Annotated in this window: 18 protein-coding genes and 1 tRNA gene; 7 read left to right on the top strand and 12 right to left on the bottom strand. The window is 59.0% G+C overall.

Translation table 11 applies throughout. The annotated features are described in order from the left end of the window. Window positions 1–9 precede the first annotated feature (9 nt). Genes KBF66_RS00955 through KBF66_RS00975 form a run of 5 tightly spaced genes read right to left on the bottom strand, consistent with a single transcriptional unit; the run spans window position 10 to window position 3,322 of the window. Window positions 10–501 (bottom strand): hypothetical protein, encoded by a 492-nt coding sequence (locus KBF66_RS00955; RefSeq protein WP_296650629.1) that lies wholly within the window; start codon window positions 499–501, stop codon window positions 10–12. 59 nt (window positions 502–560) lie between these two features. Next, window positions 561–1,694 (bottom strand): PilW family protein, encoded by a 1,134-nt coding sequence (locus KBF66_RS00960; protein ID WP_296650632.1) that lies wholly within the window; start codon window positions 1,692–1,694, stop codon window positions 561–563. Window positions 1,695–1,698: 4 nt separating this feature from the next. After that, a complete protein-coding gene (locus KBF66_RS00965) occupies window positions 1,699–2,220 on the bottom strand; it encodes a hypothetical protein (protein ID WP_296650635.1) in 522 nt (173 codons plus the stop codon). Then, complete coding sequence (locus tag KBF66_RS00970; RefSeq protein ID WP_296650639.1) at window positions 2,220–2,810, bottom strand: prepilin-type N-terminal cleavage/methylation domain-containing protein; 591 nt, start codon at window positions 2,808–2,810, stop codon at window positions 2,220–2,222. Before KBF66_RS00970 ends, KBF66_RS00965 begins: the two co-directional genes overlap by 1 nt. Next, window positions 2,804–3,322, bottom strand: coding sequence for a type IV pilin protein (locus tag KBF66_RS00975; protein WP_296650642.1), 519 nt, complete (start codon window positions 3,320–3,322; stop codon window positions 2,804–2,806). Before KBF66_RS00975 ends, KBF66_RS00970 begins: the two co-directional genes overlap by 7 nt. Window positions 3,323–3,520: 198 nt before the next feature. Here KBF66_RS00975 and KBF66_RS00980 point away from each other — a divergent pair. Further along, window positions 3,521–3,597, top strand: a tRNA-Arg gene (locus tag KBF66_RS00980). A gap of 64 nt (window positions 3,598–3,661) precedes the next feature. On the opposite strand, the gene KBF66_RS00985 is transcribed toward KBF66_RS00980, so the two are convergent. The 4 genes from KBF66_RS00985 to KBF66_RS01000 all read right to left on the bottom strand — a co-directional run bounded on the left by KBF66_RS00985 (window position 3,662) and on the right by KBF66_RS01000 (window position 7,852). Further along, complete coding sequence (locus KBF66_RS00985; protein ID WP_296650645.1) at window positions 3,662–5,938, bottom strand: bifunctional (p)ppGpp synthetase/guanosine-3',5'-bis(diphosphate) 3'-pyrophosphohydrolase; 2,277 nt, start codon at window positions 5,936–5,938, stop codon at window positions 3,662–3,664. Between the two features lie 96 nt (window positions 5,939–6,034). Further along, a complete protein-coding gene (gene rpoZ / locus KBF66_RS00990; protein WP_296650648.1) occupies window positions 6,035–6,238 on the bottom strand; it encodes a DNA-directed RNA polymerase subunit omega in 204 nt (67 codons plus the stop codon). A gap of 41 nt (window positions 6,239–6,279) precedes the next feature. Then, window positions 6,280–6,900, bottom strand: a complete 621-nt coding sequence (gmk, locus tag KBF66_RS00995) for a guanylate kinase (RefSeq protein ID WP_296650651.1) — start codon at window positions 6,898–6,900, stop codon at window positions 6,280–6,282. 34 nt (window positions 6,901–6,934) lie between these two features. Next, window positions 6,935–7,852, bottom strand: coding sequence for a YicC/YloC family endoribonuclease (locus KBF66_RS01000; RefSeq protein WP_296650653.1), 918 nt, complete (start codon window positions 7,850–7,852; stop codon window positions 6,935–6,937). 74 nt (window positions 7,853–7,926) lie between these two features. On the opposite strand from KBF66_RS01000, the gene KBF66_RS01005 reads away from it, so the two are divergent. From KBF66_RS01005 to KBF66_RS01030, 6 genes are all read left to right on the top strand, one after another. Next, on the top strand, window positions 7,927–8,934 hold the full coding sequence (locus tag KBF66_RS01005) for a serine/threonine-protein kinase (protein WP_296650656.1): 1,008 nt from the start codon (window positions 7,927–7,929) through the stop codon (window positions 8,932–8,934). Further along, window positions 8,931–9,818, top strand: a complete 888-nt coding sequence (locus KBF66_RS01010; protein ID WP_296650660.1) for a PP2C family serine/threonine-protein phosphatase — start codon at window positions 8,931–8,933, stop codon at window positions 9,816–9,818. Before KBF66_RS01005 ends, KBF66_RS01010 begins: the two co-directional genes overlap by 4 nt. A gap of 18 nt (window positions 9,819–9,836) precedes the next feature. After that, window positions 9,837–10,568, top strand: a complete 732-nt coding sequence (rph, locus tag KBF66_RS01015) for a ribonuclease PH (protein ID WP_296650663.1) — start codon at window positions 9,837–9,839, stop codon at window positions 10,566–10,568. A 41-nt stretch (window positions 10,569–10,609) separates the two neighbouring features. Continuing rightward, window positions 10,610–11,209 carry an RdgB/HAM1 family non-canonical purine NTP pyrophosphatase gene (gene rdgB / locus KBF66_RS01020; RefSeq protein ID WP_296650665.1) on the top strand — a complete coding sequence of 200 codons (600 nt, stop codon included), beginning with the start codon at window positions 10,610–10,612 and terminating at the stop codon, window positions 11,207–11,209. A 49-nt stretch (window positions 11,210–11,258) separates the two neighbouring features. Continuing rightward, window positions 11,259–12,500, top strand: coding sequence for a radical SAM family heme chaperone HemW (gene hemW / locus KBF66_RS01025; RefSeq protein ID WP_296650667.1), 1,242 nt, complete (start codon window positions 11,259–11,261; stop codon window positions 12,498–12,500). Window positions 12,501–12,566: 66 nt separating this feature from the next. Further along, window positions 12,567–13,262 carry a CBS domain-containing protein gene (locus KBF66_RS01030; RefSeq protein WP_296650671.1) on the top strand — a complete coding sequence of 232 codons (696 nt, stop codon included), beginning with the start codon at window positions 12,567–12,569 and terminating at the stop codon, window positions 13,260–13,262. Window positions 13,263–13,267: 5 nt separating this feature from the next. Here KBF66_RS01030 and KBF66_RS01035 read toward each other — a convergent pair whose 3' ends face one another. The 3 genes from KBF66_RS01035 to KBF66_RS01045 form a co-directional block, all read right to left on the bottom strand. Beyond that, complete coding sequence (locus KBF66_RS01035; protein WP_296650675.1) at window positions 13,268–13,687, bottom strand: DUF1850 domain-containing protein; 420 nt, start codon at window positions 13,685–13,687, stop codon at window positions 13,268–13,270. An 8-nt stretch (window positions 13,688–13,695) separates the two neighbouring features. Beyond that, entirely contained in the window at window positions 13,696–15,711 is a 2,016-nt protein-coding gene (locus tag KBF66_RS01040) for a TRAP transporter permease (protein WP_296650680.1), read from the bottom strand. A gap of 82 nt (window positions 15,712–15,793) precedes the next feature. Then, the gene (locus tag KBF66_RS01045; protein WP_296650683.1) at window positions 15,794–16,747 is read right to left on the bottom strand and encodes a TAXI family TRAP transporter solute-binding subunit; all 954 of its coding nucleotides are present in this window, start codon (window positions 16,745–16,747) and stop codon (window positions 15,794–15,796) included. Between the last annotated feature and the right edge of the window lie 79 nt (window positions 16,748–16,826).

Consider the following 16,826-nt stretch of genomic DNA (forward strand, 5'->3'; position numbering starts at 1 on the left):
GGTTGCCCTTTAATATATCGTGGCCTGTGTAAAGCTGACGGTGTTGCGCGGCCCGTCCACCCGAACGGTCACACGAAACAGCGCAATCAAAGACTCATTAAAAACGTTACCTTCGCCCCCGAGCTGCTTGGAGCCGTTGCCGCTGACACTGGTGGGTGAAACACATTCCTGGTTGGCCACATCGGTCGCTCCGGCCAATGAGCACATGCGATGAATGACATAACGTACCCGATTGCCAGTCCCGTCATTGGCTGTCGACTCCAGAGAGTTGGCATCCCAATCAAAGGTCTCAGGGTCAAAAGCCAAATCCCAGGTAGGAGAATACCCCTGAGCGGCGACTGCTGCAAGCAGCGTTGCCGGGGCCTGCGCCCGCAGCCAGGTCCTGGCCGCTTCCACACCCTGATCACTGACGGATGTCGCATTTTGCTTGAACCCCAAATTGCCGACAATACCCAAGCTCGCATTGGAGTTGCGCAAAATACCCACGGTGGTGGTCATCATGACCACAAGCACCAGCAGAACCACAATGAGCGAAACGCCTTTTTGAAGATTTGGCGTTTTCACAGCGCTTGCCCCCATAGTACGTTGCGCATCGGAATCACGCCCTCGTAAACCATATGGCGGTAGGCTCGCCAATTGTTCGCGCCCAAAGGGTTTGAGTCGGCACCGCCCGGTGAATTGGATATGTCTGCCATCACAAACTGCCCACCGGACCACGTCGGATTGGGGGCCCTGAATGGCAAGGCTTCATAGTTGCGACTGCGTGCCAGCAGTCCGTACCTTACCGCCAGCAACCGACTCCAGTCGGGCACCGCTGGGGCGGCATTGAGCCATTCATTGGCGGCGATCTGTCCATTGCCATCGGCATCGTAGCCGTACTGTGCTTGCAGATTGACAATGCCCTCCGCAACCTCTACCGCGGCGGAAGCAACGCCATTGGTTGGAAACCGGTTGGTTCTTTGCAACACCGGTCTTAGCGGTGACGCACCACCGATACGCCAACTGTTGGCTTGTGGCGCCGGCCCTAAATTGAAGGCCTGGTCAAATTCGTTGACTCCAGTGCCGGCAGCATCATTCATCGTGGCGTTAGTGAGCACTCCAACCGCGTTGTAGGCGCTTTGATAGGCGCCAGTGGCGTGCCAGAAGCTGCGCGGGTCGCCCACCAATGCCGTCGTTGCAGCGGTAATTTCAACCAGTTGGCAGGTGTTGGCTACCACCGAATTCGACAGTACGACATGGTCGCCCGCCATAAACCCTGCCCGGTTGATCAGCGTCTTGGTGGTGGCGGTTGATCCAACCACCCACTCTCTGGTCGAACGGTGTCCAGAGGAGCCATAGATCACATTGATCTGGTCTGAAGCCCCGGCTGCCCCATTGATGATTTCTACCGGCATCAGGTTAAAGGTGAAAACGGCGCCAAAGAAGGCGCTGGTCAAACAGCCAGTACGCAACTCGGTCGGCGAACTGGCGGGGCCGAAGCCATGTGCCGCCTGCCGCAAATCGTGTTCCAAAGAGACTGCCGCTAGCGTTCCAACCATTTGGGCGTCATTTTTGGCGCTGCCGGTGCGTTGCCGGCCGTCCCAGGTGCCATAGATCTGGAATACTGCCAGCAAGATCACCAGCCCGATGGCCAGGCCCACCATCAGCTCAATGAGGGTGACGCCACGGTGACGTTGAAGGTTCGAGCTGCGCATAGAGTCAGTTGATATAGGCACGCATCACATGTTGCCGCGCCACTTCGTCGTTGCCTGAGCGCCAGCAGACGCGAACTGTCACTTCGTTGTTATTGGCTGCATTGAAGATAATCTGCTGCATCGAAGCGCTTGAGCCGGGCAGTCGAGTCGCCGGGTCTGCGATCACTGCAGGCGGCGTGATGGATCCGTTGCGAATTTTGTTCACCCAGGTAGTGACCATCGCATTGGCGGACACGGCGCCGTTAAAGTTGCAGTTGGCCCCACCTGGCAAATGCTGGAACGTCAGCAACGAGGCGCTGGTGGCAGCAGGTGACGAGCGATCCACATTCAGCCACATGGTGTCAATCATTTCAGACGCGTGTTTGGTGGCCTCGGTACGGTACTGAATGTCGGACTGTGTCACCACACTTTTGCCAGAAACACCGACCAGACCCATCAACCCGACAATGAACAGCAAGGCAGCGACCATCACTTCGATCAGTACTGAGCCTTTCTGCTGGCCCCTGATAGCGTGAATACTCGGCATCAACAACTCCGTGCGTCGGTCGCTGGGCGTCCAGGTTCGCACAGGCGACTCTGCCCGCCAACACTCACCAGCACATTGATGCAGCGTACGCCATGGCCAAGATCGCAAGTGGTATTCAAGGTCTGGTGGGTGAACGAAATGACCGCAGCCGCTGCCGCGGTGGTGCCACCAAGTCCGTTGAAGACCCAACGGTTCATGCCGCCGGCATTGACCACCACGGCATCTCCGCCCCCTTCAGTCCCCAATCGGGAGTCGAGCAGGGTGTAGGTGGGCGGCACGGTGATGGGTGTGTTCGGGACACGAATCGCCCAGTTTTTGCCCAGGCCTGAGAGCGTCAGGCCGTTCACGTTGGCGACGGTCGGGATGTCGGTTGTCAGCACAAACTCCACCGGCAAATTGGTACGAATCGCCTCAGCGCGCGCCTTCTGTATACCGCCATACACGCTGGTGGCAGCATCTCGCACGCGCGCACTCGCCAGATAGGTGACAAAACTGGGTGCACCCAAGCCGAGCAGCAACGCCAGGATGGTGATGGTCACCATCAGTTCGACCAGAGTAAAACCGCGTGAGCGAGAACTTTCCGTCAGCACGTTCCGTCTTTCTTGACAATCCAGCAGTTGTTGGGTGCCGGCAGCGCCCAGCCTGCAGGCACACTCACCGTTGATCTTGTCACCGCGCCACCAGCCAATGCGAGCCGGAAGGTAAAGCCGGTCATGGCGGCCTTACCGGTCGCGTTGACCTGGTATGTGTTGGCCGCCAATGCAGCACATGCAAAATCAAAATTGGTGGTGCTCGCCGGGACGGGTGCCAGTGTTCCTGCGGCGCAGGCACCAACGTAGGTTCTTTGATCCTGAAAATACTGTTCAAGCCTGGCTTGCATGTCCCCCAGCGGCGTGATCGCTTCGACAATCCTGCCACGCTGACCATACTCGGTGTAAGCCGGTACTGCAATCGCCGCCAGGATGGCAACGATGGCCACGACGATCATCACTTCGATCAGGGTAAAACCACGCGTCATGGCAGCACCACGGGCCTGCGGCGATTTCAGCACCGCATTCCAATGCAGAGCGAGGCTGATTTGGCTGTTTTGGCGGTTGCGCATGGAGACCCTCGATCAAAATTCAGATAGTACGATTTTACGAAGTCCATTACAACAGAGTCGGCTGACGCTGAGGGGCGCGCAAGCCTAGCCTGACCGCAATACTGAAGCTGGTGGGTTGCCCTGCGCGTGACAACGCAGTGAAATCAGTCGTGTTTGGGAACTTGGCCAGCGAAATTCGATGCTAGAATCTGCGCTTTCGCGGCTGTAGCTCAGCTGGATAGAGTACTTGGCTACGAACCAAGGGGTCGTGGGTTCGATTCCTGCCAGCCGCACCAAAATAGTTGAAGGGTTACAGATTTCGGTCTGTAACCCTTTCGCTTTTCTGCCGTGGGTTGCGCTTCAAAGGTTGTTTTGTGCAGCGTTTTTGGACCGTTGCACTTTGATCACGGCAGCTGCTCTGCGCAGATTCTTGAACACCAGATCAAGTTGGCTGATGTCCCGCACCGCGATGACAAAGCGAATGTCCATTGCGCCTTGTGGAGACTCGTCGGCCAGGTCCACATGGGTAATGTCGGCTTCGGCTGCCGCCAATGCGCCTGCGACGCGTGCTAGCACACCCTTACCATTGTTCACAGTCACGACAATGCCGGTTTCAAAGGTCCTGACCGGTTCATCCGACCACTCGACGGCGATGAACCGTTCGCTGTCCTTGTACTGGAGCTTTTTCGCAACCAGACAATCCGCCGCATGGATGGTCAATCCCTCGCCGCGTCCGAGATAGCCCACGATGGTGTCGCCGGGAATCGGCCGGCAACAGGATGCAAACCTGACCGAGGTGCTTTCACTGCCATCAATGCAGACGCCGCCCTGCGCCACGTTCTCGGTGGCTGAAAAGCGCTCGCGCGTGATCAACAAGGTATCGGTTTTTTGACCGGCGTCGGTCAGCAGTTTGGCCAGACGCTTGGCAACAATGCTGGCAATGCGTTTCCCCAGGCCAATATCGGTGAGCAGTTCGGAGCGTGTTTTGTTGCCGCTGAAGCGCAGCAACTTGTCCCAAATGGCATGGTTGGTGTTGTTGTCCTCGGGCAAGCTTTCCAGGCCTTCGGCGCGTAGCGCCTGGGTCAGCATTTTTTCGCCCAGATTTTCCGACTCGGTTTGCGCCAGGGTTTTGAGGTGTTGGCGTATCTTGGATCGGGCGCGAGCGGTGCGCACGAAACCCAGCCAAACCGGGTTGGGCCTGGAGTCGGGGGACGTCACGATCTCGATCACATCACCATTCTTGACTTCGGTGCGCAATGGAACCACTTCGCCGTTGACCTTGGCGGACACGGCCCGATCACCCACATTGCTATGAATGGCGTAAGCAAAATCGACAATCGTCGCACCGCGTGGCATGGCCATAATCTGGCTCTTGGGTGTAAAAACATACACCGCATCGGGAAACAGGTCCACCTTGACGTGGTCCCAGAACTCCGCCGCGTCACGGGTTTCGTCCTGTATATCGAGCAGGGACTGAAGCCACTTTGAGCCCATGCGATCACTGCGACTGATGTCGTTTTGGTCGGCTTCCTTGTACAGCCAGTGTGCCGCGACACCTGACTCCGCCACCAGATGCATGGCTTCGGTGCGAACCTGAAACTCCACGTTGACGCCAGCCGGACCCACCAGTGTGGTGTGCAGTGACTGGTAGCCGTTGATCTTGCTGATGGCGATATGGTCTTTGAACTTGCCAGGTACCGGTTTGTAAAGCTGGTGCAGCAAACCAAGAGCGGTGTAGCAGTCTATGATGTTGGGCACGATGACTCTGAAACCGTAAATGTCGGTAACCTGAGCAAAACTCAGGTTCTTTTCGGACATCTTGTTGTAAATCGAGTACAGGGTTTTTTCGCGCCCGTCGATCTTTACCGTCATGCCATGGCCCAGGAACACGCTCTCCAGATCGGATTTCACCTTCTGGATCAGGTCCCGCCGGCGCCCCCTGGCTCGCGTCACGGCCTTGGCCAATACCCCGTACCGCCATGGCCGCAAATGGCGCAAGGACAAGTCCTGCAACTCACGGTAAGTCTGGTTGAGACCCAATCGATGGGCGATCGGCGCATAAATTTCCAGTGTTTCCGAAGCGATTCGGGCCCACTTTTCGCGCGGTGTGTTCGACAGGGTCCGCATGTTGTGGCTGCGGTCGGCCAACTTGATCAGAATGACGCGTACATCGCGCGCCATGGCCAACAGCATTTTGCGAAAGGACTCGGCCTGGTTTTCTTCGCGGGTATTGAAGTGCAGTTTTTCCAGCTTGGTCAAACCGTCGACCAGGTCGGCCACTTGTGAGCCGAAGCGCTCGATCAAATCGGTCTTGGTGATGCCGCAGTCTTCCATGGCATCGTGCAACAGGGCGGCCATCAGGGCCTGGGCATCGAGTTTCCAGTCGGCGCATTGCGCAGCAACCGCAATCGGATGCGTGATATAGGGTTCGCCACTGTGCCTGAGTTGTCCCAGGTGTGCCTCGTCGGCAAATCGGTAGGCCTGGCGCACACTTTGCAGGTCGGTGGCGCTGAGGTAGTCGAGCTTGCTGGTCAGGCCAGCGAAGCTGGCAGCCACTGCGTTGGCGCTTGCCGATCCCACCCCGCCCAGCGCCAACGGCTTGGGTTTCTTGGGGTCGGGTGGGGGCACGTCACTCATGCCCCAAATATAGCGTACCAGACCTCTGGCGGACCACAAAAAGAAAAAGCACCGCAAGCGGTGCTTTCAAGCGCCCGGTTGGATCGAAGCAGCCGCTTAAAGTGGAACTTTCTTGAGCATTTCAATGCCCACCTTGCCGGCGGCGATTTCGCGCAATGCGGTTACACCGGGTTTGTTTTTACTTTCAACTTTGGCGGAATGGCCATGACTGAGCATTCTGGCGCGGTAAGACGCCGCCAATACCAGCTGAAAACGATTAGGAATCTGCTGCAGGCAGTCTTCAACGGTGATACGGGCCATGAAATCTCCAAAACAAAACGCTGGGGTAAGAGGACAGGGCACTATTCAATTCTGAGTGCCCTGAAAGTTTCTGCACGTGCACGACGCTGCGCAAGATACTTCAGACGCTGTGAGTGCACGATGGCCTTGAGGTCAAACAGAGCGCGATCAAACAGCTCGTTGATTATAACGAAGTCGAATTCATGGACCTGGGCCATTTCTATGGCAGCATTGTGCAGACGTGTTTCGATCACCTGCGAAGTGTCTTCACCGCGGCGCTCCAGCCGTGAGCGCAGTTCATCCCAACTGGGCGGCAATATGAAAATGGTCACTGCATTGGCAAAAATCTTCTTGATCTGCAGCGCGCCCTGGAAATCGATCTCCAGCACCACATCGGCACCTTGTGCCATGCGTTCTTCGATGGCCTTCTTTGAGGTGCCATAGCGGTGGTTGTGCACATGTGCCCACTCCACAAAGGCATCCGCCTGCACCATCGCATTGAATTCGGACTCGGAGACAAAAAAATACTCGCGTCCGTGTTTCTCCTGGCCGCGTGGTGCCCGGGTGGTGTGTGATACCGACGGCTGCACCAGTGAATCCACCTCCATGAGGGCTTTGACCAGACTGGACTTGCCAGCGCCGCTGGGTGCTGCAACCACAAACAAATTACCTGGATACTCCATAGTGATGCCTTGATGGGTCTTGGGCCGTGCCCGGCTATTCGATGTTTTGAACCTGTTCGCGCATTTGTTCGATCAGCACTTTCATGTCAACCGAGATGTGCGTCAGTTCCAGTGCCGCAGATTTTGAACCCAGCGTGTTGGCTTCGCGGTGCAACTCCTGAATCAGGAAGTCCAGGCGCTTGCCAATCTCGCCGCCTCGGTTGATCAGCCGCTCCAATTCCTGCAAATGTGAGTCCAGTCGCGTCAGTTCTTCGGCCACATCAATGCGAATGGCAAAGGTTGTCGCCTCGGTCAGGGCTCGGTCTTGCGCCATTTCGGGTAGTGCGTTGCCCTCCGCGAGGGCCATGGCGTCCGACCAGCGGTCCAGAAAACGCTGGCGCTGCTGGGCCACCAGCAGGGGTATCAGCGGTGCGGCTTGGGCAGCCAGCGCGCGCAACTGGCCAATGCGGTCCAGCAGCATGAGCGCCAGCCGGGCACCCTCGCGTTCGCGCGCAGACAGCAGGGCAGTTAGCGCAGTTTCACACAGGGATTCGATCTCGGGTTGCCAGTTGTGTTCCGCTGACGGCTGATGGCTGCACAGCGCCATCACCTCGGCCACACTCAATGCCCGTGCGTCAGGTAACCAGGCTTTGACGTTATCCTGCACCGCGTTGAGCTTTTGCAGCAGGCGCGTGGTGGGTTCGGCCACCTGGGTCTGCGTGTTGCCTTCCAGGGCGGCACGCAACTCGACCTTGCCGCGCTTGAGTCGGGCACCGAGTTTTTCGCGTAACAAGGGCTCGAAATTGCGCAGTTCTTCGGGCAGCCTGAAAGACACATCCAGAAATCGGCTGTTGACTGACCTGATTTCCATGCCCAGGCGCGCTGTTGGGCCAGACTTGTTCTCCGGGTCGGTGGGGGTGGTGGCGCTGCTGTGCTGGGCACTGGCATAACCGGTCATGCTGTAAACTGACATTGGGCTTTCCGGCAATCAAATGAATTCGAGAATAACCCGGTTCTGCTGCCATCAGCAGCGCTTTTTTTGAAAATATGTCCAAGCTCAAGCCCTCACCACTTCCTGCAGACACGCTGATCGGCGGTTACCGCGTGGTGCGGCGCGTCGCCGCCGGTGGTTTTGGTGTGGTTTACCTGGCGCTGGGGCCAGACGGTCAGCAGGTGGCGATCAAGGAATATTTGCCCGCGTCACTGGCGACCCGCGAGCCGGGTGCGTTGTCGCCCCAGGTTCCGGCGGAAAAGCTCTCGCTGTATCGGCTCGGTCTGAAGAGTTTTTTTGAGGAAGGGCGCTCGCTGGCACAGATTTCCCATCCGTCAGTGGTCAGTGTCATGAATTTTTTTCGGGAAAACGACACTGTTTACATGGTGATGAATTATCTGGAGGGTGCCAGCCTGCAGGACTACATCATCACTGCGCGCGATCTGAAGCAGCTCAAGGTGTTCCGCGAGTCCACCATCCGCTCGCTGTTTGACGAGATACTGCGTGGCCTGCGGATTGTTCACCAGCACAAGATGCTGCATCTGGACATCAAGCCGGCCAACGTGTTCATCACCGACGACAACAAGGCGGTATTGATTGACTTCGGTGCCGCCCGTGAGGTGCTGAGCAAAGAGGGCAATTTCATCCGCCCGATGTACACCCCCGGTTTTGCCGCCCCAGAGATGTACCGGCGCGACAGCACGATGGGTCCGTGGACCGATATCTACGCCATTGGTGCCTGTATCTATGCCTGTATGCAGGGCTACCCGCCCAATGAGGCCACGCAGCGGGTACCGACAGACCGCATGGTGGTCGCGCTGAAGCGTCTGCAAGGGGTCTACTCTGACAACCTGATCGAGGTGGTGCAATGGTGCATGGCGCTGGATGCGCAGGCGCGGCCGCAGTCGGTATTTGCCTTGCAGAAAGAACTCAACCGTGCCGGCGAGCGCCAGTACACCCGGCTGAGCGTGGGCGAAAAGGTGCGTATGCGCTTTGACGACATGGTGGAGGGCACCAAAAAGAGTGTGATCAAAGCCACCGACCCGGGCAATCGCTCTCCATGAAGTTCTCGGTGTTTCAGGTCAGCCGCAAGGGGGGGCGTGCGCAGAACGAGGATCGCATGGGTTACTGCTACACCCGCGAGGCGGCACTGCTGGTGCTGGCCGATGGCATGGGGGGCCACCCGGACGGTGAAGTGGCGGCGCAGTATGCCGTGCGCACCGTCACCGATTTGTTTTTGCAGCAGGCGCAGCCTGAAGTGCCGGATGTGGCAGGTTTTTTGAGTGCATCGCTGCTGGCCGCGCACCGGGAAATACTGCGATACGGTGTGACCCAGCATCTGCACGACTGCCCCCGAACCACCCTGGTGATGGCGCTGTTGCAAGCCGGTCGGGTGCATTGGACCCACTGTGGCGACTCGCGCTTTTACCTGCTTCGACGCGGTGCCGTGTTGGCGCGCACGGTTGATCACTCGCTGGTTGAGCAGAATGCACGCCGACCGCTGGCGTCGCGCATCACCGAGCGCCTCAATCGCAATGTGCTGTTCACTTGCCTGGGCTCGCCGGTGCATCCGATTTTCAAGATCGACGGCCCCATCCCCTTGCAGGAGGGTGATCGCATCATGCTGTGCTCTGATGGCCTGTGGTCTGTGGTGCCCGAGCCGCAGATCCTGCGTGAACTCAGCTGTCATCCGGTGGACTCGGCCGTGCCAGAGCTGGTCGAAAGTGCGCTGCGATTGGCCGGTGCCGCATCCGACAATGTGACCTGTCTGGCGCTGGCTTGGGAAAGCCCCGATGGATTTGACACCATCCGCATGGTGGACGATCACCACGCCAGTGCCGCTGCGACGAGCGAGGACTTACCCGCCGAAATGGACGATGCTGCCATTGAACGCTCGATCGAAGAAATCAACGCTGCCATCCGTCGTTCGCTGGCGCGCAAACATTGATACTTTTTAAGGATACCCATGACAGAATTTTTGCGGACCGACAACCGCGCACGGAACGCTTTGCGTCCGGTGCGCATCACACGCGGCTACACCATCCACGCCGAGGGCTCGGTACTGATCGAGTTTGGCCAAACCCGGGTCTTGTGCACCGCATCGGTGGAAGACAAGGTTCCCGGTCACAAGAAAGGAAGCGGTGAGGGTTGGGTCACCGCCGAATACGGCATGTTGCCGCGTGCCACCCATACCCGGGGTGAGCGAGAGGCGGCGCGTGGTAAACAATCGGGCCGCACGCAAGAGATTCAGCGGCTGATCGGGCGCTCGTTACGCAGTGTTTTTGATCTCAAGGCGTTAGGTGAGCGCACACTTCATCTGGACTGTGATGTATTGCAGGCCGACGGTGGCACCCGCACTGCGGCCATCACCGGTGCTTTTGTTGCCGCGCAAGACGCGGTGAATGGCTTGCTGGCGCAAGGCAAGTTGCTGCAATCACCGATCCGCGACCATGTGGCGGCGGTGTCGGTGGGCATTGTGCAGGGCACACCCTTGCTGGATCTGGCCTATGTAGAAGACTCGGCCTGCGATACCGACATGAATGTGGTGATGACCGGTGCGGGGCACTTTGTCGAGGTGCAAGGCACGGCAGAAGGCGCTGCGTTCAGCCGAGGCGAAATGGACGCCTTGCTGGCACTGGCTGATAAAGGTATAGCCGAGCTGGTACAAATACAGAAAGCATCACTTCAATTAAAGTAGCATAAAAACCAATATGGATATGCGCTGAAGGCCTATTTACTATGAAAATCATGTTGGCATCCAACAACCCTGGCAAGCTGGCTGAACTGCAGGCCATGTTTGCCCCCCTGGGTTTTGAGCTGATCACGCAGGGCAGCCTGGGCATCGCCGAGGCCGCCGAACCGTTTCACACCTTTCTGGAAAACGCGCTGGCCAAGGCACGCCATGCAGCACAGCACAGTGGGCTGGCCGCCGTGGCTGACGATGCCGGGCTGTGTGTGGACGCTTTTGGCGGTCTACCCGGCGTGCAAACCGCGTACTACGCGACACAGTTTGGCTATGCCAAAAGTGATGACAACAATGTGCGAGCGCTGTTGGAGCAGATGCAGGGCATTAGCAATCGACGTGCCGCCATGGTCAGTACGCTGGTGGCAGTGCGTTCTGCGCAAGACCCTGAGCCGCTGGTGGCGGTGGGCCGGGTGGTGGGCGAGATTGCCCGCGAGCCGATGGGGAGTCATGGTTTTGGCTTTGACCCGGTGATGTTCATCCCTGAATTTGGCAAGACGTTTGCCCAGTTGCCGGTGGAGGTGAAAAATGCCAACAGCCACCGGGGGCGCGCGGCGGCGGCGATGGTTGCCCTGATGCGAGAGCGTTGGGTTTGAATGATCCACCCCGCTCGATGCAGTATGTGAATACCTTGGTCTGCATTCGATGATCTCTATTCAACCTGAGTTGCCCATAACTGAAGATGGGGGGCAAGCGCAAGACGTTCAGCACTACATGCGCCCAGGCACGCTGCAATTGGGCAGTCTGCCGCCGCTGTCGCTTTACGTCCATCTGCCCTGGTGTCTGAAAAAATGCCCGTACTGCGACTTCAACTCTCACGAACAGCGCGCCGCTGACCTGCCTGAAGCGCGCTACCTGGCGGCCCTCATGGCGGACCTGGAAGGCGCGCTGCCACTGGTGTGGGGGCGTGCGGTGCACAGTATCTTTATTGGCGGTGGCACGCCCAGCCTGTTTGCACCGGGGGCGATCGAGCAGTTGCTCTCGGGCATCCGCGCGCGTGTGCGGCTGGTGCCCGGTGCTGAGATCACGCTGGAGGCGAATCCGGGTACTTTTGAGAAAGACCGCTTCAAGGGCTACCGCGCGGCAGGGGTGACGCGTTTGTCGGTGGGGGTGCAAAGTTTTGACGACCGTTTTTTGCAAACACTCGGTCGTGTGCACAATCGGGCTCAAGCGCTTTCTGCACTTGAGGAGGCAGCTACTTGTTTTGATACGTTTAACCTGGATTTGATGTACGCGCTGCCCGGGCAGACCTTGGACGATCTGCGCGCCGACCTGCGCACCGCATTGGCGCTGGTGCCGCCGCACCTGTCGATTTACCACCTGAGCATCGAGCCCAACACCTACTTTGCCAGGCATCCCCCCGCCCCCGTGGACGACGATCTGGCTGCCGACATGCTGGACCTGATCACCGAGCTGACCGGGCAACAAGGACTGCAACGCTACGAGGTGTCGGCGTTTGCCAGACCTGGCCACCGCTGTGCGCACAACCTGAACTACTGGCAGTTTGGTGATTACCTGGGCATCGGTGCCGGCGCGCACAGCAAGCTGAGTTTTGCCCACCGGGTGCTGCGCCAGGTGCGTCTGCGTGATCCTGCGCGCTACATGACGCAAGCGCTGCTGGGGCGGGCGCTGGCACAGGCGCACGAAGTCAGTCGCAATGACTTGCCATTTGAGTTCATGCTCAATGCACTGCGTCTGGCCGAGGGGTTCGAGTTGGCGCGGTTGACCGAGCGCACCGGCTTGCCTCTGACGGCCATCGACGCAGCTTTGCAGCAAGCGCAGGACCAGGGTCTGCTGGTGCGCAACCTGACCCACGCCTGGCCAACGCCGCGCGGATTTGACTTTTTGAACGACCTGCAAGCGCTGTTTTTGCCAAATCCTGCGTGATGCGGTACAAACCGGGACCCAAGGCGCGTTGAAAATGGCACGCGCTGCTTGGCATAGGAGCAGACCATGTTTTCGGTTTACGGCACAACGGGGCGCTTGTTTCGCGGCACTCTGGAGCAGCTGCGCCAGGTCGGTGGTGTGGGTGCGCTGGCGCGTAGCCGGGCCATTCTGGCCACCGAACGGGATGGCCGCGACAGCGCTGCCGAATCGGCCGGGGTGTTTATCGAATCGCTCAGCAATGCGGGTCCACGCGCGGGTGGCCTAGACGACGCCAATCGCAATCCGCTGGCGGCCTATAGCGACGCCCGGGTGAATGTGTCGCCGCGGCGGCCTTTGAGCACCGTGCGCGACGTGATGAGTCAGAGCATCATCACCCTGCGCGACAGCGCCACCGTGTTGCAGGCCTGGCAGGTGCTGTGTGAAAAAGGTGTCGGGCAGGCACCGGTGGTGGATGGTGGCGGGTTACTGGTGGGTTTGCTGACACGCGCCGAACTGCTCAAACCCGAGCGTCTGCCCACCCCCGACAGTCAGGCGCTGGTCTGGCGTGCGCTGATGCAGCAAAACGTCACCACCATCATGTTCACCCCGGTCCCCAGCGTGGCCGCTGATTCTGATTTGCGCCGGGTGGCGGGGGTATTGCTCGACACCGGGTTGCCCGGCCTGCCGGTGGTGGATGAGCAAGGTCTGGTGATCGGTTTTGTGTCGCGCTCGGACATCCTGCGCGCGGTGGTCACCGACCCGCCGCTGGATTTGTGGGGCTGACGCCATCATTTAGAGGAAAAACAGGCCCTGGCGCTTGTCAGACCTTTGTCGCTAGCTATCAAAGTTGACATGCTTTGGCAACGCCCGTTAGCACACCAGTCGTAGTCGGCGGTGAATTCAGAACGGGTCAGGCGCAACTCTGAGACGATGGTTTGCTGTGGCGTGTATTCAAACCAGCCGTTTCTCAGCACCGCGCCATCAGGCGGCTCCATGCCGGCGGCAGAGCCCTTGATGCGGGCCTTCAGGGCGATCAGCAGCGGTGGCTGACCGGGTGTGGGGCCTTTTTTCACCGCGTAGTCTTCTTCCCAGCGTACTTTTTCGATGGAGTGGGTCCACGCCAGCGTGAAATGGGTCACCGGTACAAAGACCTCGGGCGTGCCCTGTAGCGCGGCGGCCAGGCTCAGGCAGACGCCCAGGGTGCTCATCGCTGTGCTCAGGTCGGGCGCTTGCTGCGCCAGACATGCCACGCCACAAAGGCCGCGACGGCGGCGAAGCCGATTTCGTCAGTCAACGGCAGTGCCACCACCAGGAAGCTGGCCGCCACAATCACGTAAATGCGCTCCATCCAGTTCAATGGCGTAATCAGAAAACCGATGGCACCGGCACCCCACATGGCAATGGCCACCAGTGCTTTCAGCAACACATAAGCGGTGTCTGTCCAGCCACCCGCTTGCAGCATCAGGGCCGGGCTGTAGACAGCCATGTACGGGACGATGAATCCGGCAATGGCGATGCGTACCGCTTGAATGCTGATCTTCAGGCCACTTTCGCGCGCAATGGGTGCGGCGGCAAAGGCGGCCAGCGCCACCGGCGGCGTCAGGTCGGCCATGATGCCAAAGTAAAACACAAACATGTGCGATACCAGCAACGGCACACCCAGCTTCAACAGCACTGGTGCTGCCAGTGAACTGGTGATGATGTAATTGGGAATGGTCGGGATGCCCATGCCCAGCACCAGGCAAATCATCATGGTCAAGAACAGCGCGGCAAACAGGCTGCTCTCGCCAATGCTGATGATGCGCCCACCCAGCTCGGCAGCCACTCCGGTCAGGTTGATCATGCTGATGATCACGCCCACCAGCGCACAGGCAATGGCCACCGGCAGCGCGTGGCGCGCACCGTCCACCATGGCCTGCACGGCCAGTTTGCGGGCATCTCCCCCGGTGCGACGAATGTAGGTCGTGGCCACCAGCAAGGCCACCACCAACGCAAAGGTCCCTACGCCAAACTTGAAAAAGCCGGCGCAAGCCAAACCTAGCAAAGCCCAGAACAGACTCCGCAATGCCAACCCCTGGACGCCGGTCAACGCCGCCGCGCCAAAAATCAACACCACCGTCAGGGCCAGGCCAATGGTGCCTGAAAACAAGGGTGTATAGCCAGAAAACAACAGCACCACCAGGCCGACCAGTGGCAACAGCAAAAACCAGCGTTCGCGCACAGCGGTCCATGGGTTGGGACACTCGTCCTTTGACAAGCCCAGCAGGCCTTTGCGACCTGCCTCCAGGTGCACCATCCAGAACGCGGTGACGAAGTACAAAATGGCCGGAATCAGGGCCGCCTTGACGATCGCCACATACGGCACATCAATGGTCTCGGCCATGATGAAGGCCACCGCACCCATCACTGGCGGCATGATCTGCCCGCCCATGCTGCTGGTGGCCTCGACCCCGCCGGCGAAGGCCGAGCTGTAACCAAAACGTTTCATCAGTGGAATGGTGAATTGGCCGGTGGTCACCACATTGGCCACGCCCGAGCCGTTGATGGTGCCCATCAGACCGGAACTGATCACCGACACCTTGGCTGGCCCACCACGGGTGTGGCCCACCGTGCCCATGGCAAAGTCGTTGAACAGGTTGATCATGCCGGCCTGCTCCAGAAACGCACCAAACAGGATGAACAGAAAAATGTAGCTGGACGATACATAGGTGGGCGTGCCGTAAATGCCCTCGGTGCCAAAACCCAAGGCGCTGACCACCTGATCAACACCAAAACCTCGGTGGGCCAAGGCACCGGGCAGATAGTTCCCAAACAGTCCGTAGAGCAGAAAAATGCCGCAAATCACCGGCAAACCCCAGCCCATGACCCGACGCGCCGCCTCAAACACCAGCGTCACCGAGACCACACCAATCACCCAATCGGCATGAGTCAGTTCACCGGCGCGCTGCGTCAGGTCGGCCTCAAAAGCCCAGTGGTACAGGCTGAAGACAAAACCGGTCAGCCCCAGCACCCAGCCGAGCACTCGGCCAAGACCCTCCTTGGCCGTGTCAGCCAGCGGTGGGTACATCGCAAAAATCAGCAGGATCACAAAACCCACATGCACGGCACGCACCACCTGGCTGGACAGTGGACTGAACGCCGCCGTGATCAGCTGGAAGCTTGAAAACAGCAATGCCACCCAAAAAACGGCGCGGCCCATGCCAGGCGCCGCTGCATCGTGCAAATCACTCATCGAGACCTCGAATCCAACTGAAACAAAAACGGCCCCCTTGCAGGAGCCGATCGCTGATCTGGCAAAGTCCGCCGTAAGGGGATTACTTGATCAGGCCAATCTCTTTGTAATATTTGGTTGCGCCCGGGTGCAGCGGCACCGGCATGCCCTTGAGCGCGTTTTCACGTTTGATGGCCTTCGCAGCGTTGTGTGCGGCATAGAGCGTGTCAATGTTGTCGTACAGGCTCTTGGCCATCTGGTAGGCCAGCTCGTCCGACACACCGCTGTGGGTGATCAGGAAGTTGGGGATGGCCGCCGTGGCAATGTCAGTGGTCTGCCCGGTGTACGTGTTGGCCGGAATCATGGCCGGCTGGTAAGCGGCATCACCCACCTTGGCCACCACATCGGCGGGCACGGCCACCACCACAATCTTGATGGCGGTGGCCAGGTCGCGGATCGAGGCCACACCCAGGCCGGCCGACTGCAAGGTCGCATCGAGCTGGCGGTTTTTCATCAGCTCGACCGACTCACCAAACGGCAGGTATTCCACCTTGCCCAGGTCGGCGTAGCTCAGGCCAGCGGCCTTGAGAATGGCACGGGCATTGAGTTCGGTGCCCGACTTGGCAGCCCCGACCGAAATGCGTTTGCCTTTCAGATCGGCCAGGGTCTTGATGCCTGATTCGGCGTTAGCAACGATCTGGATGTAGTTGTTGTAGGTGGCCGACAGGCCCCGCAGTTTGTCGAGCTTGGTCTTGAAGCCGGCTTCTTCGTCGCCTTTCCAAGCATCAGACACCGCATCACCCAGGCTGAAACCCAGTTCGCCGCGACCGGCTTGCAACAGGTTGAGGTTTTCAGCGGAGGCCTTGGTGACCTGGGCGGTGGAGCGCACGTTCGGGATTGCCTTGGCATAAATCTGCGACAACGCCACCCCCAACGGGTAGTACACCCCGCTTTGGCCGCCGGTCAGCACGTTGACAAACTGCTGCTGGGCGATGGCACCAGTGGCCAGCGCCAGACTGGCTCCCAGCACCAACGCGATTCTTCTGATCAATTGCATACATTGTTCCTTTCAGCGGTGAGTAAAACTGCCAGCAGCGCGAACGCTACATATCAGCTCTCGATTATTTGCCCAAAGA

It is taken from the genome of Rhodoferax sp. (assembly GCF_018063565.1).
Classification (GTDB): Bacteria; Pseudomonadota; Gammaproteobacteria; order Burkholderiales; family Burkholderiaceae_C; genus Rhodoferax.

What these genes read in the sequence shown, in the direction of transcription:
- KBF66_RS00975 (WP_296650642.1), bottom strand. Translation starts at nt 3,322, where the DNA reads ATGCGCAACCGCCAAAACAGCCAAATCAGCCTCGCTCTGCATTGGAAT.
- KBF66_RS00985 (WP_296650645.1), bottom strand. Translation starts at nt 5,938, where the DNA reads ATGAGTGACGTGCCCCCACCCGACCCCAAGAAACCCAAGCCGTTGGCG.
- KBF66_RS01030 (WP_296650671.1), top strand. Translation starts at nt 12,567, where the DNA reads ATGTTTTCGGTTTACGGCACAACGGGGCGCTTGTTTCGCGGCACTCTG.
- rph (WP_296650663.1), top strand. Translation starts at nt 9,837, where the DNA reads ATGACAGAATTTTTGCGGACCGACAACCGCGCACGGAACGCTTTGCGT.
- KBF66_RS00955 (WP_296650629.1), bottom strand. Translation starts at nt 501, where the DNA reads ATGATGACCACCACCGTGGGTATTTTGCGCAACTCCAATGCGAGCTTG.
- KBF66_RS01040 (WP_296650680.1), bottom strand. Translation starts at nt 15,711, where the DNA reads ATGAGTGATTTGCACGATGCAGCGGCGCCTGGCATGGGCCGCGCCGTT.
- KBF66_RS01010 (WP_296650660.1), top strand. Translation starts at nt 8,931, where the DNA reads ATGAAGTTCTCGGTGTTTCAGGTCAGCCGCAAGGGGGGGCGTGCGCAG.
- KBF66_RS01005 (WP_296650656.1), top strand. Translation starts at nt 7,927, where the DNA reads ATGTCCAAGCTCAAGCCCTCACCACTTCCTGCAGACACGCTGATCGGC.
- hemW (WP_296650667.1), top strand. Translation starts at nt 11,259, where the DNA reads ATGATCTCTATTCAACCTGAGTTGCCCATAACTGAAGATGGGGGGCAA.
- KBF66_RS01000 (WP_296650653.1), bottom strand. Translation starts at nt 7,852, where the DNA reads ATGTCAGTTTACAGCATGACCGGTTATGCCAGTGCCCAGCACAGCAGC.
- KBF66_RS00965 (WP_296650635.1), bottom strand. Translation starts at nt 2,220, where the DNA reads ATGCCGAGTATTCACGCTATCAGGGGCCAGCAGAAAGGCTCAGTACTG.
- gmk (WP_296650651.1), bottom strand. Translation starts at nt 6,900, where the DNA reads ATGGAGTATCCAGGTAATTTGTTTGTGGTTGCAGCACCCAGCGGCGCT.
- rpoZ (WP_296650648.1), bottom strand. Translation starts at nt 6,238, where the DNA reads ATGGCCCGTATCACCGTTGAAGACTGCCTGCAGCAGATTCCTAATCGT.
- rdgB (WP_296650665.1), top strand. Translation starts at nt 10,610, where the DNA reads ATGAAAATCATGTTGGCATCCAACAACCCTGGCAAGCTGGCTGAACTG.
- KBF66_RS00960 (WP_296650632.1), bottom strand. Translation starts at nt 1,694, where the DNA reads ATGCGCAGCTCGAACCTTCAACGTCACCGTGGCGTCACCCTCATTGAG.
- KBF66_RS01045 (WP_296650683.1), bottom strand. Translation starts at nt 16,747, where the DNA reads ATGCAATTGATCAGAAGAATCGCGTTGGTGCTGGGAGCCAGTCTGGCG.
- KBF66_RS01035 (WP_296650675.1), bottom strand. Translation starts at nt 13,687, where the DNA reads ATGAGCACCCTGGGCGTCTGCCTGAGCCTGGCCGCCGCGCTACAGGGC.